This window comes from uncultured Campylobacter sp., assembly GCF_938002845.1.
In the GTDB taxonomy this organism is placed as follows: Bacteria; Campylobacterota; Campylobacteria; order Campylobacterales; family Campylobacteraceae; genus Campylobacter_B.
On the sequence record NZ_CALKZP010000013.1, the window covers coordinates 40,978 to 56,093 of the forward strand.

Genomic DNA, 15,116 nt, shown 5'->3' on the forward strand with positions numbered 1-15,116 from the left:
ACAGGGGATAGGACGCGCTTGCGCTAAATTTATATTATAGCTGCGGCGCAGTGTGCCGCATCGCGTAAAAACTCATGCCGCAGTGTGTGTAACAGAGCGAATGAAATTTTAAAATTCCGCCGCAGCGCCGCGGACAAATTTAAATTTTAAAACTCTCGCGGCTTTAAATTTAGCCGAAAATACCGTACCCGAAGATCACCGCGATGATAAGCGGCAGGATAAATTTGACATACAAAAACCAAACTCCTGCGAGCCGCGCGCTTAGATCGCCTTCGTTGGTGAGCTCGTAGATCGCGTCCTTTTTTAGCACCCAGCCCACGTAGATGCAGCATAGAAGCGCCGTTAGCACGAAAAATACGTTCGCGCTTACGAAGTCGAAGGCGTCAAAAACCGAGCGCCCCAGAATTTTGACGTTCGCAAGCACGCTGCTTGAGAGGATGCAGGGCAGGTTGCCGAGCACGAAGACGCCGCCGAGCGTTAAATTTACCGCCTTTAACGTTGAAAAGCCGAAGCGCTCCTCGACGAAATTTATGATTACCTGATAGATCGTGATCGACGTCGTAAGCGCGGCGATGAGCAGGATCGAGAGAAAGACCACCGCAACGGCGTTGCCGAACGGCATGTGCGAAAACGCAATCGGCAGGCTCTTGAAAACCAGCGACGAGCCGCTGCTCGGCTCAAGCCCCGCGCTAAAGAGCGACGGGAAGATCATAAAGCCCGCAAGCACGGCGATGAGCGTGTTTACGACTGCGGTGATGGTGGCTGTTTGCATCAGCTTCTCGTCTTTGTTTAAAAAGCTCGACAGCGTGATCATCACGCCGAAACCGAGCGAGAGCGCGAAAAAGACCTGACCCAAAACGTCGATCAAAAGCTTGGGCGTAATCTTGGCAAAATCGACGCCGAGATAAAATTTCACGCCTTCCTTTGCCCCCTCAAGCGTTAAATTTGTAAGGATTACCGCGATGAAGCACAAAAATAGCGCAGGCATTAGAAATTTTACAAATTTTTCGATTCCCTCGATGATGCCGCTTTTCAAAATGTACCAGTTGATCGCTATGAAAACGAGCGTGTAAGCTCCGACGCCAAGCGGGCTATTTTCGATATGCTCTGCGTAGAATTTCTGCGTAAATGCGGGGTCTGTGATCCGCGCGGAGAGGTCGAAGTTGCCGCTTACGATGTTTACGATATAGGTTAGCACCCAGCCTCCGAGAACCATATAGTAGGCTAAAATTCCAAACGCGCCGATTACGCCCATGATGCCTACGATTTTCCATGCCGGCTTTATGCGCGAGCCGTCCTTTTTAGGCGCCGTGAAGGCATCGACGCAGTTTCTTAGCGCACGGCGTCCGATGACGTTTTCTACCAAGATCATCGGGATGCCAAGCACGATCATCGCGATGCAAAATATGAGCACATAGGCGCCACCACCATTTTCGCCGACTAAATACGGAAACCGCCACGTGCAGCCAAAGCCGATCGTGGCGCCTGCGACGGTTAAGATATATGTGAGCTTGCTGCTCCAGGTCTGTCTCGGCACGCTCCCTCCTTAAAATTGCTCTTTTTTGAGCTTGTCGAGGAAGTCCTCGATATTGTATTTGGCGCGGTAAGTCTCGCTGATGAGATGGACTATGATGTCGCCGAGATCGACGACGCTCCACTCATCGCCGCTTTCGATAGCCAAAAACTCCTCGCCGAGCGGCTTGAGCACGCTTTTTAGCTCCTCGATGAGTGAGGCTGCGTGGCGGGCGGTCAGCATAGTGGCGATAACTACGAGCTTTGCGATGTATTCGCGCCCCTCCATATCGATGATCTGGACGTCTTCGGCTTTCTTTTCGTTTAAAATTTCGGCGATCTTTTCCGCCCTTTGCTTTGGATCTTGCATATCTTTCCTTTTATAAAATTTTATGACCTCTGCTGCGATCTTGGGCGGGATTTCGCCTTTGAAATCTCGCCTAAAACCGCTTGAGCTTGCATCTACGGTAATCTCGATCCGCCTTAGGCTCGCCCATTGCCGCGGGATCTCATAACCGGGCCTCGTAAGCACCGCAAACTCCGCTAATTTCTGCAGCTCGCTAAAGTCGCGCCATTTATGAAGCTCCGATAGGTTGTCGGCGCCCACGACGATGTAGAGCTTTGGTGTTGTATCCGTGTCGCTAGCACTATTTGCTTTGCTTGCTTCATCTGCATTGCTCACATCGCTCGCGTCATGCACGTCATTTGCGACATTCATGCAATTTGCATCGCCTGTGTCGCCTGTATTATATGCGCTACCCATGAAATTTGCGCTACCTGCGTCAGCCATACAATTCGCATTGCCGTTTGGAATTTCGCTTGCGCTTGAAAATTTGCCTGTGGCGGCGCTTGAAATTTCATTTCGGGCAGCGCTCGGAATTTTGCTCGCGCTCGAAATTTTATCCCCTATGGAGTTTGAAATTTCACTCATGACGGCGCCGGACGCTCTGCTTGAGGCGGCGCTTGAAATTTTATCTGTGCTTTGGGTTTCGCTTGCCGCGACTGCCGTCTCGGACGTGATTTTGTCGTTTCCGCCGTATTTTTCGAGCAGAAATTTCACGCTTTGTATCGTGGGTACCGGGCGGTTTTGCGAAATTTCATAATCGCTCACCTCCACGTGCGGGGCGTCGCCCCACAGCGTGCGGCACCATTTTAGCCGCAGCTGCGGCGCCGCCGAAAAGCTCTTTTTAAACGGGTTTAGAAACGACGGCATTATGACCAGCAAATCGGGCTTTAGGCTTGATAAAATCGCCCTTACCGCGGCGTCGTGTCCTGCGTGCGGCGGATCGAAACTGCCGCCGAAAAGCGCGATCTTCACGCGCCCGCTCCGCGCCGTTTCGCGCCGTAAAATTTCTCGCTCTTCGCCGTAAATTCCGCGGCATAAAATTTTGCGCGGCGCGATCTTGCTTTATGAAATTTCACGTCGCAAAATCTCGCTTCGCCAAATTTTATTTCAAAAAATCCCGCGTTTTGCGGTGCGGCACAAAGGCTAGGACTGCGTCGCAGCCCTTTTGCGGCGATAAATTTAAAAAGCGCGCCGCCGCGGAATTTTACCCCGCCAAATTTCACTTCGCCAAATTTCATTTTAAGCTCTGAATTTGGCGTCTGGAGCTTTATCTCGTGAAATTTCGTGCCGTACAATTCTGCAGCGCGAGTTAAAAAACCTGTCTCGCGCAATCTAGCTTTATAAAATTTAACGCCGCGTGCCCTAAATTTTGATTTGCAGAATTCCATACGGCGAAAGTTCGCTCCTAAAAATCCTGTTCCGCAGGTTGCAAATTTTGCGCCATCAAATTTCTCGTCGTGAAATTTAAAATGCGAGTGCCGTGATTGCCGAATTTGTCGCGTATGACGAAGCGTTTCATTGCAAAATTTAAAATCGCGAAGCTTGGCATCGCGCGCCCTAGGCTCTGCGCTGCAAAATTTCGTGCTACCAAATTTTGTTGCGAAAAATCCTGCGTTTTGCAGCGCAAAAAATTCAACGCCGCGCTTTCTAAATTTTTCCGCGCAAAATCCAGCGGCTGCGAAGCGGGCGTTAGAATTTGGATTTTTGTAAGGCTCTCGCACGGGCCGCCTACATATATTTTTCTAAAACGCGCGGAATTTCGATGCTACCGTCCTTGCGCTGGTAGTTTTCCATCACCGCGATCAGCGTGCGGCCGACCGCGAGCGAGGAGCCGTTTAGCGTGTGAACGAGGCTGTTTTTCTTGCCGTCTTTGAAGCGGATCTTGGCTCTGCGCGCCTGAAAATCGCGACAGTTGCTGATCGAGCTGATCTCTCTGTATTGGTTCTGTCCCGGTAGCCAAACCTCCAAATCCACGGTCTTTGCGGCGCTAAAGCCAAGATCGCCGCTGCAAAGCAGCATGTGTCTGTGCGGAAGGCCAAGGCTAGCTAGCAGATCGCTCGCGCATGAAATCATCTCCTCAAGCATCTTTGCGCTATCCTCTGGGTGCGTGATGGCGACGAGCTCGACTTTTTCGAACTGGTGCTGGCGGATCATGCCGCGCGTATCGCGTCCCGCCGAGCCCGCCTCCTTGCGAAAGCAGTGGCTGTAGCTGGTGAGCTTGATCGGCAGCTCCTCGCTGCGCAGAATTTCATCATTAAAGAGATTCGTCGCCGTAACCTCGCTCGTAGGGATTAGGTAGAGGTTTTGCTCCTCGTCGTCTACGCGGTAGAGGTCGTCTTTAAATTTAGGCAGCTGACCCGTGCCGTAGAGGATCTGATCACGCACCAAAAACGGCATATTTACGAGCTCGAAGCCGCGTGAGTTGTTAAATTCGATCATGTAATTGATGAGAGCCATATTCAGTTTCGCGCCAAGACCTCGGATCGCGGTAAAGCGGCTACCGCTAAGTTTGACGCCGCGCTCGAAATCAAGCCATCCCAGCGCCTCGCCGAGCTCGAAGTGCTGCTTGGGCGCGAAGTCGAACGTGCGCGGCTGCAGCACCTTTTTGATACAGACGTTTTCGTTCTCGTCCGCACCGATCGGCACGTCGTCGTCGATGATATTCGGCACGCACGCGGCGATCGCTTCTAGGCTCTGCTCGCGCTCATTTACGAGCTCGCTTAGGCTTTGGATCTTTTGCTTGTTTTCCTCAAGCTGCGATTTTAGCGCGCCTACGTCCCTGCCTTCGCGCGCGGCGAGACCGAGCTCCTTACTCTTTGCATTTTGCACGGCTTGAAGATTCTCTAACTCCGTCTTTTTGGATTTTAGTTCGTTGTAGGCATCCAGTAGCGATTGCAGGGTTTGCGGCGGGACTTTTTTGGCGATGAGTTTTTTATTAAATTCGTCGAAATTCGTCTCGATAAGTTTTAAATTTATCATTTTCTGCCTCTTTTTGGTAATTTAAATTGCGACATTTTAACCAAAGTTTGCTTTAAATACTCAAAATAAACCCACATTTAAGCAATACGGATGAAAAAAAGTGATACAATTCCGTAATATTTTATTATGAAAGGTATTACATGAAGGCAAAATTTGCTTTTTTAGAAATTTTCGCGGCGAGCCTTGCGTTCGCGCATTTCGGCGTTCTTACGACGGATAAAAATATCGTAGAGGATCAAAAAGATGCTACTTTAAAGCTAAATTTGGAATTCTCCCATCCGTTTTTACAGGAGTCTATGAATCTACAAAAGCCCGCAGAATTCGGCGTTTTTATTGACGACGAGAAAAAATCGCTCCTAGGTAGCCTAAAAGAGCAGAAAAAGAGTGAAAATTCCTATTTCGCGGCGGAATTTAAAGCTGACAAGCCATCGCTTTTAGCGTTTTATTTCGATCCGAAACCCTATGCCGAGCCGGCCGAGCGCAAGATGATTCGCCATATCACCAAAACCTACGTCGATGCTTATGGCGCGGGCGAAGGCTGGGATAAGCCGCTCGGGCTAGAGGCGGAGATCGTACCGCTCGTGCGGCCTTATGCGCTGTATGCGGGCGAGATATTTAGCGGAGTTTTTTTATTGCACGGAAGGCCCGTCCCAGGCGCGGACGTGGAGATCGAGCTATATAACGATAAGGGCTACAAAGCCCCTAGCGAGGCGCATGTCACGCAGGTCGTTAAAACCAACGGCGCGGGCGAGTTTAGCTTTGTGATGCCGGTTGCCGGTTGGTGGGGCTTTGCGGCTCTTAGCGAGGAGGAAGCCGCCAAAGGAAGCGAGCAGCCCGTAAATGAGCTGGGAGCCGTGCTTTGGATCAAGGCGGACGAGCTGAAAAAATAGGGGAGCGGCTCGGTGAGATCTCTTTTTTCTGGCGAAATTTGCGCGGCTGCGGATAAATTTAAATTTACGCTTTGGCAGGGCTTTGAAATTTTATTTTCGCGCGTTTTGCTTTTGGGTGTAAAATTTCCAGCGAATTCTGCAGTTAAAATTTTAAATGGCAAAATTCCGCCGAGTAAAATTTTAAGTAACGAAGCTCTGCTGTGTAAAATTTTGCTCGGTAGGAATCCGCTCTTAGTAGCTTTGGTACGTAAAATTCCATACCCGTGGATTTACGAGCGTAAAATATCGGCGCGTAAAATTTCGTTTTTTGAAATTTTGCAAGCCCTGCCTTTTAAAATTTCGCAGGTCCTATTTTGCCGCGCAAGCACCGCGCCGAGATTGCTCGGAGCCTTAAATTTTGCGTCGCGAAATCCGCTTGTCGCTCTTACAAAAGTAGCGAGCGAAAATTCTTGCGCCATGCGAGCTGTAAAATTTATCAAATTTACTGGTTCTGCAAGCAGCTCCGAGGCCGCTCCGAGTCTTGCGCTGACAGCCGCCGCAAACAGGACGCAAGCCGCAAATTTTGCCGCGATTAAAGCTGTAAAGGCAAGATCCATAGCAATCAAAGCGATTATCGCAAAGGTCGCAAATGCCTTAAATTTAGCTAGCTCGCGCGTTTTTGCGCGTCTAAAAAGCGGGAGCGATTTAAAGGAGGCGAGCCGTGCACATTAGCGAAGGAGTTTTGAGCGCGCCCGTGCTGCTTGCCGGCTGGGCGGTTACGGCGCCTGCGGTAGCGGCGATTTTATGGCGCGTAAAGCAGGCTGAAATCCCTAGGATCGCATGTTTTAGCGCGCTGTTTTTCGTCGCATCTTTTGTACACCTGCCTGTGGGCGTCAGCTCCATGCACCTGATGCTAAGCGGGCTCGTGGGCGCGTTTTTGGGCTCGCGCGCGATCTTGGCGATTTTCGTCGCGCTGTTTTTGCAAGGGGTGTTTTTCGGCTTCGGAGGGCTTAGCGTGCTCGGTGTAAATACCGCAGTCATCGGCTTTCCGGCGGTTTTGGGCGGGCTCTTTGCCGCCGCCGCAAAAGCGCAAGAGCTAAAAGTGCGCACGCAAAAAATTTATCTATTTTTAGCGGGTTTCGTGCCGATCGTCTGCTCGATGCTGCTTCTTGATCTCGTGCTTTTCATTAGCGGGCGGGAGTTTTTTGCTATCGCGACGCTCATCTCGCTCGAAGGTGCGATCCTAGCTGTTTTGGAAGGGATCATCACTCTTTTTGCGCTTAGCTTTATTGCGAAATTTTACGGCGGACAGAGGCGATGAGAGCGCTATTTTTCTTAGCGGTTTTGAGCTCCTTCGCATTTTCGCATGCGCTTCATCTTTTTGCGACTCAAGAGGGCGATAGAGTGGCGATTTATAGCTATTTTTATAAAAATTCTCCCTGCATGGAGTGTGAAGTTTTAATTAGCGCGGACGGGCGCGAAATTTTGCGGACTAAGACCGATAAAGAGGGACTTGCGAGCATACGAATACCCGCTAAAAATTTTACTATTCAAATTTACGGAGGTGCAGGGCACGGCGCGCAGATGGAATTTAGCGCCGAGGACTTTGCGCCACAGAATTCCGGCGACTCCGAAAATTCCACGCCGCAAAATTCTGACGTTTCTAAAAACCCTATGCCGCAAAATTCGAACGCCGCTAAAAATTCCGCGTCCGAAAATATTGCGCCGAAAGGCAGTGTATCTAAAGATAAAATTTCAAGCGCTTCAAAGCCTTTGGAAAATTCCGTCTCGCGAAGCATCTTGCCAAAAGAAAGTCCTAAGGGCGATATTAGGAGCCTGGCGTTTCAAAGCCAGTCCGCCGAGGCGCCTAAAATCGCGCTTTGTTTGGCCTTGATTTTCGGCTTTTTTGGCTTAATGTGGCTAGCGAAAAGAGCGCGCAAATGAGTCCCGCCGTATCACTGCTCGCGTTTTTCATCTTCAGCTTCGGCGTCGGACTTAGCGGACAGCTTTACGCAGCGTTTTTTGCCCCGCCGCTACTTCTTTTTGCGCTTAAAATTTCGATTGCGCGCACGGTCTGCACAAGGCTTGCGGTATTAAATATCTTTGCTATTTTAAGCGCGTTAAGCCCCGCCATAGTCGGCAACTACGAGCTTGCGGGCGTGATATTTTTGCGCGCGAATTTGATAATGGCGTTTGCGATTTTGCTATTTTACGGCAAGGATGAATATTTTTTCGCGCGCGGATTTTACGGGCTGGGGCTCGGCGAAAAGCTAAGTTCTTTGGTGTATTGCTGCGGGCGATTCGTAAATTTTTTACGCTCGGATTTAGCGAGGCTGCAAGCTCTTTTGCGGATGCGCGGATTTGTAGGGACGAGCGGAATTTTCACCTATAAAATTTATGCGAATTTAGTCGGGATTTTAGCGATTTCGGCGCTTGAGCAAGCAAGAAATTTAAGCTTGGTGATGAGCGCGCGAGGATTTTGCGGTAGGCTATTTTACGAACGTTGCGAGGGCTTGAGCGTCTTGGAGGCCTCGTTTTTGGCGTTCTTGCTGGCGTGCGTATCTGTTAAAATCGGAGCGATCTTATGAGCTGCTCGCTTAAGGCGTATGGGATAAGCGCTAAAAACGGCGAGCGAGAAATTTTTCGCGGCGTAAATTTGAGCGTAGGGCATAAGGAAAAAGTGGCGATTTTGGGCGCGAACGGGCAGGGCAAGACGAGCCTGCTTCAAATTTTAGGCGGCCTAAGGCAATGGGGCGAGGGCGAGATCGAGCTTTTCGGCGAGAAGCTTGAGTGTGTGGAGGATTTTGCAAAATTTCGCCACGAGATCGGGTTTTTATTTCAAAACAGCGACGATCAATTTTTGTGCGCGAGCGTGTTTGAGGACGTCGCATTTAGCCTGCGTGCGCAAAATGAGCGGTTAAAACGAGCACAAAATGCGGAGCAAAGACGTGGAATTCTTTCTAAATTTTTTGGTCGTAAGGCGCAAATTTTAAGGCAGGGCAACGAAAACGACCATCTAAAAAAGCTTGAAATTTTAAGCGAAGAGCAGATCGAGCGCAAGGCGTTGGAGACGCTGCGACGCTTGGGAATAGAGCATCTGCGCGAGCGAGTGCCCTTTCATCTAAGCGGCGGCGAGAAAAAGCTGGTGGCGCTTGCGGGCGCGCTGGTGTGCGAGCCTAGGATACTGCTACTGGACGAGCCTACGACGGCGCTTGATGAGGCGATGCAGGAGCGCGTGGCGGGGATTTTGGCGGAGCTTGACGTAAGCGAGATCATCGTCTCGCACGATAAAAGCTTCATCGATAAAATCGCAGATAAAATTTATTATTTAAAATCTGATGGGCTGTATGAAAGTCCATGATAAAATCATAGATAAATTTATCGTTTAAAATCAAGAGGCTTGTATAAAAGTCCATAATGGCGACCCTTGCGGGATTTGAACCACGCGTTTTCGCACTGAGAATGCAACGTCCTGAGCCACTAGACGAAAAGGTCAAGAAGCCGCATTATAGCGACAAAAACAAAATTTTAGATAAAATGCCTAAATTGTTATAAGCTCTTAAAGGTTATTAATGACGTCATAATGCTAAAATATATAAAATATTCACTATTTGCAAAACACTATTTCGTTAATTTCTCAACTTCGCATTTTTCATAAATTTCGCTATTTTCGCCTTTTGTTATGATCCTATGCAGGTCTGAGATCAGAAATTTTAAACTCTCTTTTGCGTGAATACAAAATCTCCTATCCAAAGAATCAATCGTATTGCCTGCTTTTTCGTTTGCCGCACTTATCGGACAGCCGCCACCACAAATGCCAAGAGCTTCACATTCTTGACATTCATCCTTTTCAGGTGGCGAGAGATGGCGAAATCTTTGCCAAATTTCATTGGTCGTCGGATTAAAATTTTCATCCAAGACATTCGTTACAAAATATTTTCTATCATACAAACAGCCTTGGCAAATTCCCACATCTCCGTTTGCCGCAATTACAATCTGTCCACCGCTTGTGGCTGCACAATCTGAAAAATAAACGCTTGATTTTGCAAAGGATTTTACCTTTCTCATCATTCTATCTTCATAAATTCCAAGCTTGCGCAGTTCTTTAAACATTTCGATTAAAAACTCACTCGTTTTTTGATAATGCAAATCCGAGATATTCTTATCCGACATTAAAATATTAAAACCAAAGCCTTTTATATTGTATTTTTTGACAAGCTCAAGCATATCGTTTTTATTTTTGATACTATCTTGCGTAAGCGTTATGGAAAGCGAAATTGGAACCCCAAGCGACTTTGCCAAATCAAGTTTTTGTATAATTTTTTCAAATACAAAATTTCCGCCGACATCCACGCGCATTTTATTTGTTTCGTCATTACAACCGTCTATCGAAATACCGATATTTACGCCAAGTTCGTTTAGCTTTAAAAGCCTTTGTTTGTTTAATAAGAGCCCGTTTGTAATCAAATCGAATTCAACTTTTTCTAAAACTTTACAACTCTTTTTAAGCTCGTTAATTTTATTTACTATAAAAACAAGTGTTTCGAAATTTAAAAGTGGTTCGCCACCGTAAAATAAAATGGTAGGCTTGGAATTTTCATCGAAATTTGCACTTTCGAGCTGTTTTATGAAAAATAAAATTCCATCCATTGCCGTTTGCTTACTCATATTTTCTTTTTTGAAGCGCTTTCTCTTTTCCTGATTATTGTTGCCTAAAAAGCAATATTTACAGGCCAGATTACATTGTTCGCTTAAAATAAAATAGCATACGTTTATTTGCGGCTGAGGAATAACCGATTTTACAAAATTTAAAATTTTTTCATCATCGCCCTCTTTGACTAAAATTTTATACTTTATCAATTCATCGATTTCGCATTTTAAATCTTGTGATAATTTCACGTTTTTGTCAACGGTCTCTTTTATTTTCTTAAATTTGTTATCGCTTAAATAGATCGGCTTCATCCTTAAAGAGTTATATAATGCTACATCATTACCTACATGAAAGGCGAAGCCATATTTTGAAAAAATCATAAAAATCCTTGAAATAGTATCGGCGGATTTTGGTCCGCCGATAAATTTTTAGCATATTTCCCATGCAATTTTGTCGTTTTCACTTCTGCGACCGCGGCACGAGCATACGCACATGCCACAACTGCATGAGCAAAAGCAAGCGCAAGTTCGGCCTGCGACAGCTTCAACAATTTTGCCGAATAGCTTTTCATATTGATTTATAGTGGCGCTCATTTCTTCTCCTTTCTCTAGAAATTTACTAATTGCTTATCCTATAGGATATAGATTTGCGGATTTTATCCAAATAAAGTTTAATTTTTACTTTACCCATAGGATAAAAAATGAGTGAAAATTTAGCTTTTTTTGACGGCGACGAGATACGAAATTTTTATCTGCAAATCTCCTCCAACGTCCGCAAACTACGCGAAAGCAAGGGTATGAGCCAGCTGGATATGGCGCTAAGTATGGATATAAAGTCAGTCGCGTTTTACTCAAACTGCGAGAGTTGCCGCTACGACAAGCATTTTAACCTTGAGCATATTTATAAAATTTCAAAAATTTTAGGCATCGAGGTGGATGAAATTTTTAAATTTAAGGCTTAAAAATTTATAAGCTTGAAAGTTTGAATTCTTTGACAAAAACAGACAATGATCAAGCGCCACGATAAGTTATCGATTTATGCTTAGATGTTTTTACATTTTTAGGTGCGAACCATGCGTGTATTATAAAAATTTTAACCCTCGTCCGGCGAGCGTTAAAATTTCAAACCGCCTTTCAATAGGCATCAAGAAAAAGCAAATTTTGCCAATATATTAAAATTTTAAAATCCGAGCGCTTTTTGAATTGCAAGCGTCTGGGCTACGACGCGCTCTAGCTGCTGCAAATTTAGCATATTCGGTCCATCCGAAAGTGCGTGGGCTGGATCAGGGTGCGTTTCGTAAAAAAAGCCGTCCACGCCCACGGCCGCCGCCGCTCGCGCGAGATACGGCACGAAGCGCGAGTCGCCGCCGCTCGTAGCGCCGATACTAGGCATCTGCACGCTGTGCGTCGCGTCGAAAATGACCGGCGCAAACTCGCGCATAATCGGCAGTGAGCGCATATCGACGATCAAATTTCCGTAGCCGAAGGTACTGCCGCGCTCGGTAAGCCAAACGCCGTGGCGGCGCGCCAGATCGTGCATCCCTTCGCCGCTCGGCTGCGAGGCACTTATCGAGCCGTCTTGCGCGTTGAAAGCATGAGAGAGGTTTGGCTGCAAGGCGCTTTGCGCTTCGCTTTTGTTATCGCTTTGTGCGGCACAAGGCATCGCCATACCTTTAGCTGCATTTTCGGCGCCGCTTTGCGCGCAGCGAATTTCGGCATCGTCGGAGCAGGCGCTGTTTTGAGCGGCCTTTGTATCGCTAGATGCCGCGCCGCTTTGCGGAGTATAAACCCGCGCGCTGCGGGTTTGCAGCACCTTTTCGACGCTGTGTTTCATCGCCTGCGGCGATAGAAACTGACCTTTTTTGATATTTACTACCGCTTGCGTGCTGGCTGCGGCGACGAGCAGATCGGTTTGGCGGCACAAAAACGCGGGTATCTGCAGCACGTCAGCGACGCGCGCGACGGGCTCTGCCTGGTAGCTTTCGTGGATATCGGTTAAAATTTTATAGCCGAATTTTTCCTTTACCTCGGCTAAAATTTCGCAGCCGCGCTCAAGCCCCGGGCCGCGGAAGCTTGAGATGCTGGTGCGGTTGGCTTTATCGAAGCTGCTTTTGAAGTAAAATTCCACCCCGCTCATTTCGTTAAATTTGCGCAAACTTTCCGCGACTTGCATTATTAGCTCGCGGCTTTCGATCACGCAGGGTCCTGCGATCAGTATCATGAAATATCCTTTTTTAAAATTTGCGCGATTTTAGCGAAATTTTACTAACTCTTAATAGGGCTTGCCGAAAAATTTCTCGTAATGCTCGTAAAAGCGTTTGTAGTAAGGGTTTGAGTAGCGTTTTCGCATGCCGTAGTTGTAGCACTCGATCGTATCTTTTATATTTTTATTTTTGGCGTTCCAGCATTTGCGCAGGATCTTGGCGCATTTGGTGAGGTTGTACATTGGGTTGAATATATAATCGATCTCATTTTGGCTGAAATTTACGGCGTTTAGCTGCCCGAGCCCTACGTCTATGCTAAATCCGTCCTCGTACAGGTACTTGGCGATCTGCACGGCGTAAATTTCGTTTGCCGGTATGATCGTAACGACCCATTTGCTGGAATTTAGGCTGTAGTTGCTCGTCTTGATGCGGATATTTTGATTGCGCAGGCTCGCGAAATAATCGGCGTTTGCTTTGTTCGTCAAAAAGGAGATCGTGTAGGGCTCGAAGTCGCTTTCGATTTTGACGATAGTGTATAAAATTTCAGGCTTTACACCTTCGTTTTGCGCTACTGCGGCGATGGCGTTTACGATCTCGTTCGGCGAGTAGGCGGGGGCTTGAAGCGCTAAAAACAGGGCGAAAACCAACTTTTTCATCTAAATTTACCGAGCCTTTGATAAAATTTTATGTCGCAAGTATAGCACAATTTCAGTCTTTTCATCATTGTTTAAGTGAAAATTAATCGTATTGGATATATAATTACATTTCTTTTTTAAACCCAAACGGTCGCTTAGCTCAGCTGGTAGAGCGCCACCCTTACAAGGTGGATGTCGCAGGTTCGATCCCTACAGCGACCACCATTTTGAAATCCTTGGATTTCATACTTCTTTGGCACTTGCACTGCGAGTGCGATTTTTGGTGCGACGGTAGTTCAGCTGGTTAGAATGCCGCCCTGTCACGGCGGAGGTCGTGGGTTCGAGCCCCATTCGTCGCGCCACTTCTTACGATGTCTTGCTAGCTCAGTAGGTAGAGCATCTCACTTTTAATGAGGGGGTCGTTGGTTCGAATCCAACGCAGGACACCATCCACCAAATTTCCCCCCTAATTTTAGTTTTTTGATTTTTTTGAAAGCCCTGTTTTACGGCTTTTTCAAATTTTTTCAAAAAAATTTCAAATACTAAAAACGCTAGATTATACAGGCGGTTTAAGAGAAACTACTATATATTAAAAAATGTATAGTAGCTCTTAAGCTTGTTAAACTCTTTGGAAGCTTTTATAATTTGTCCTATGAAACTATATTAAATTTTTAAAGGATAAGTAGTTATGAAAGTTTTTTCTAAAATTAAAGACGATCCGGCTTTTAAAACGGACCCCGATAAAGTGATCAGAAATTTCTCCCTGCCTCATCGCAAAAACACTATGGTAGAAATGATCGATGAGCATATAGCAGTTAGACTTTACCGCTCATCTACTAAAAAGGGAGAGCAAACAATCCATAGGCACTATCACTATTCTTTGGGAGGAAAGCTGATTAAGTCTTTAGGCAATGCAGACGAGATAAGTCTTAATGAAGCCAAAGAAACTCTTAAAGGTTTAATGATAGATGATTCTGCTAAGCTGATCCCTGCTAAAAATACTCTAGCAAGCGTTTATAGACAGTTTCGCAGACATAACGGCAATGTTGCATTAGCAACCTCTAAAAGACGAGATATGAGCTTTAAGGCCTTAAGGGATATTTGTGACAAAGATATAAACAAGATAAGCAAAAAGGATATTATGCCGATACTGGATTATTATTACGATAATGAGAAGTACGCTTCCTTAGAAATTTTATTCAAACTTATTAAAAGACTATTCAGATATGCTCGTATAAGAGATATTTCTAAAAATCCATTATTTGCAGAAGAGGTATTTAAGGACTTTTATAATATACCTCGCCGTAGCGAATACCCATATATAAAAGATGACTTGGATTTAACCGTACTTATTAAATTTATCATAAACTATCCTCACCAAATAGGCGTCAAGAATGCTTTGATCTTTGGACTGCTTACGGGGCTAAGAAGCTCAAACGTAAGAAATTTAACCCATGAGCATTTAAAAGTAGGCGATGACGGAGAATACTACTTACTATTCCCGCAAGATGAGAATAAAGTAAAAAGCAATGGAGATGAACATCTAGGACTTCCTAGAGAAGTAGGGCAATGGCTGCAAAGGTTACACGCTCATAATAGCAGCTGCTTGCTATGCTTTGCTAATACGCAAGGAGAGGTACTAAGCGATATGACTCTAGTTAAAGCGCTTAAAACCTATGCTCCCGTAATAGCTAAGAATAGACTAGTTTTTCACTCTTTTAGAAAGATACTAGAAACCTTCGCTTATGAAAAAATCCATGAGAACAAGCTGGATCCTTATAGCATTGAACGCACCCTTTTTCATGCACAAAGAGAGATACAAAAGATTTATAACAAAGCTACGAATGTTGAGAATACGCGTAGGGTTCTAACATGGTGGCTAGGTTATTTAAAGGGGTTGGGGTTTAAATTTTAAGGGGAG

The 15,116-nt window shown here is 46.2% G+C and carries 15 protein-coding genes, 4 tRNA genes and 2 pseudogenes; 11 read left to right on the forward strand and 10 right to left on the reverse strand.

The features are described from left to right. Window positions 1–169: 169 nt before the first annotated feature. The 5 genes from Q0224_RS01685 to serS form a co-directional block, all read right to left on the reverse strand. Window positions 170–1,537, reverse strand: a complete 1,368-nt coding sequence (locus tag Q0224_RS01685; protein ID WP_297948621.1) for a sodium-dependent transporter — start codon at window positions 1,535–1,537, stop codon at window positions 170–172. Between the two features lie 9 nt (window positions 1,538–1,546). Then, window positions 1,547–2,830 carry a ribosome silencing factor gene (rsfS, locus tag Q0224_RS01690; RefSeq protein WP_297948623.1) on the reverse strand — a complete coding sequence of 428 codons (1,284 nt, stop codon included), beginning with the start codon at window positions 2,828–2,830 and terminating at the stop codon, window positions 1,547–1,549. Beyond that, entirely contained in the window at window positions 2,827–3,246 is a 420-nt protein-coding gene (locus tag Q0224_RS01695) for a hypothetical protein (protein WP_297948624.1), read from the reverse strand. Before Q0224_RS01695 ends, rsfS begins: the two co-directional genes overlap by 4 nt. Before the next feature lie 17 nt (window positions 3,247–3,263). Then, a complete protein-coding gene (locus tag Q0224_RS01700; RefSeq protein WP_297948625.1) occupies window positions 3,264–3,494 on the reverse strand; it encodes a hypothetical protein in 231 nt (76 codons plus the stop codon). Window positions 3,495–3,586: 92 nt separating this feature from the next. Beyond that, entirely contained in the window at window positions 3,587–4,837 is a 1,251-nt protein-coding gene (serS, locus tag Q0224_RS01705) for a serine--tRNA ligase (RefSeq protein ID WP_297948626.1), read from the reverse strand. A gap of 140 nt (window positions 4,838–4,977) precedes the next feature. Here serS and Q0224_RS01710 point away from each other — a divergent pair, with 140 nt between their 5' ends. Genes Q0224_RS01710 through Q0224_RS01735 form a run of 6 tightly spaced genes read left to right on the forward strand, consistent with a single transcriptional unit; the run spans window position 4,978 to window position 9,067 of the window. Next, on the forward strand, window positions 4,978–5,727 hold the full coding sequence (locus tag Q0224_RS01710) for a DUF4198 domain-containing protein (RefSeq protein WP_297948627.1): 750 nt from the start codon (window positions 4,978–4,980) through the stop codon (window positions 5,725–5,727). A 12-nt stretch (window positions 5,728–5,739) separates the two neighbouring features. Then, window positions 5,740–6,438, forward strand: a complete 699-nt coding sequence (locus Q0224_RS01715; protein ID WP_297948628.1) for a hypothetical protein — start codon at window positions 5,740–5,742, stop codon at window positions 6,436–6,438. After that, a complete protein-coding gene (cbiM, locus tag Q0224_RS01720) occupies window positions 6,428–7,027 on the forward strand; it encodes a cobalt transporter CbiM (RefSeq protein WP_297948630.1) in 600 nt (199 codons plus the stop codon). The genes Q0224_RS01715 and cbiM overlap by 11 nt, the downstream gene beginning before the upstream one ends. Next, a complete protein-coding gene (locus Q0224_RS01725) occupies window positions 7,024–7,650 on the forward strand; it encodes a hypothetical protein (protein ID WP_297948632.1) in 627 nt (208 codons plus the stop codon). The genes cbiM and Q0224_RS01725 overlap by 4 nt, the downstream gene beginning before the upstream one ends. After that, window positions 7,647–8,294, forward strand: a complete 648-nt coding sequence (locus Q0224_RS01730; protein ID WP_297948634.1) for a hypothetical protein — start codon at window positions 7,647–7,649, stop codon at window positions 8,292–8,294. The genes Q0224_RS01725 and Q0224_RS01730 overlap by 4 nt, the downstream gene beginning before the upstream one ends. Further along, window positions 8,291–9,067: an ABC transporter ATP-binding protein gene (locus Q0224_RS01735; RefSeq protein ID WP_297948636.1), complete on the forward strand. Its 777-nt coding sequence runs from the start codon at window positions 8,291–8,293 to the stop codon at window positions 9,065–9,067. Before Q0224_RS01730 ends, Q0224_RS01735 begins: the two co-directional genes overlap by 4 nt. Window positions 9,068–9,124: 57 nt before the next feature. Here Q0224_RS01735 and Q0224_RS01740 read toward each other — a convergent pair. Continuing rightward, a tRNA-Glu gene (locus tag Q0224_RS01740) sits at window positions 9,125–9,201 on the reverse strand. A 126-nt stretch (window positions 9,202–9,327) separates the two neighbouring features. Beyond that, window positions 9,328–10,737: a FibroRumin system radical SAM peptide maturase gene (locus Q0224_RS01745; protein WP_297948638.1), complete on the reverse strand. Its 1,410-nt coding sequence runs from the start codon at window positions 10,735–10,737 to the stop codon at window positions 9,328–9,330. 320 nt (window positions 10,738–11,057) lie between these two features. Here Q0224_RS01745 and Q0224_RS01750 point away from each other — a divergent pair, with 320 nt between their 5' ends. Then, window positions 11,058–11,318, forward strand: a complete 261-nt coding sequence (locus Q0224_RS01750; protein WP_297948640.1) for a helix-turn-helix transcriptional regulator — start codon at window positions 11,058–11,060, stop codon at window positions 11,316–11,318. Window positions 11,319–11,536: 218 nt separating this feature from the next. Here Q0224_RS01750 and Q0224_RS01755 read toward each other — a convergent pair. The 3 genes and pseudogenes from Q0224_RS01755 to Q0224_RS01765 all read right to left on the reverse strand — a co-directional run. After that, window positions 11,537–11,893, reverse strand: a pseudogene (locus Q0224_RS01755) (3-deoxy-8-phosphooctulonate synthase); the annotation flags it as partial. Window positions 11,894–12,166: 273 nt separating this feature from the next. Beyond that, window positions 12,167–12,577: pseudogene (locus tag Q0224_RS01760) on the reverse strand (3-deoxy-8-phosphooctulonate synthase); the annotation flags it as partial. 51 nt (window positions 12,578–12,628) lie between these two features. After that, window positions 12,629–13,216, reverse strand: coding sequence for a transglycosylase SLT domain-containing protein (locus Q0224_RS01765; RefSeq protein WP_297900672.1), 588 nt, complete (start codon window positions 13,214–13,216; stop codon window positions 12,629–12,631). A 128-nt stretch (window positions 13,217–13,344) separates the two neighbouring features. Here Q0224_RS01765 and Q0224_RS01770 point away from each other — a divergent pair. The 4 genes from Q0224_RS01770 (at window position 13,345) to Q0224_RS01785 (ending at window position 15,110) form a co-directional block, all read left to right on the forward strand. Further along, a tRNA-Val gene (locus Q0224_RS01770) sits at window positions 13,345–13,420 on the forward strand. 60 nt (window positions 13,421–13,480) lie between these two features. Further along, window positions 13,481–13,557, forward strand: a tRNA-Asp gene (locus Q0224_RS01775). A gap of 11 nt (window positions 13,558–13,568) precedes the next feature. Next, window positions 13,569–13,644 (forward strand) — tRNA-Lys (locus Q0224_RS01780). Window positions 13,645–13,883: 239 nt separating this feature from the next. Further along, window positions 13,884–15,110, forward strand: coding sequence for a tyrosine-type recombinase/integrase (locus Q0224_RS01785; RefSeq protein ID WP_297948643.1), 1,227 nt, complete (start codon window positions 13,884–13,886; stop codon window positions 15,108–15,110). The last annotated feature ends 6 nt before the right edge of the window (window positions 15,111–15,116 follow it).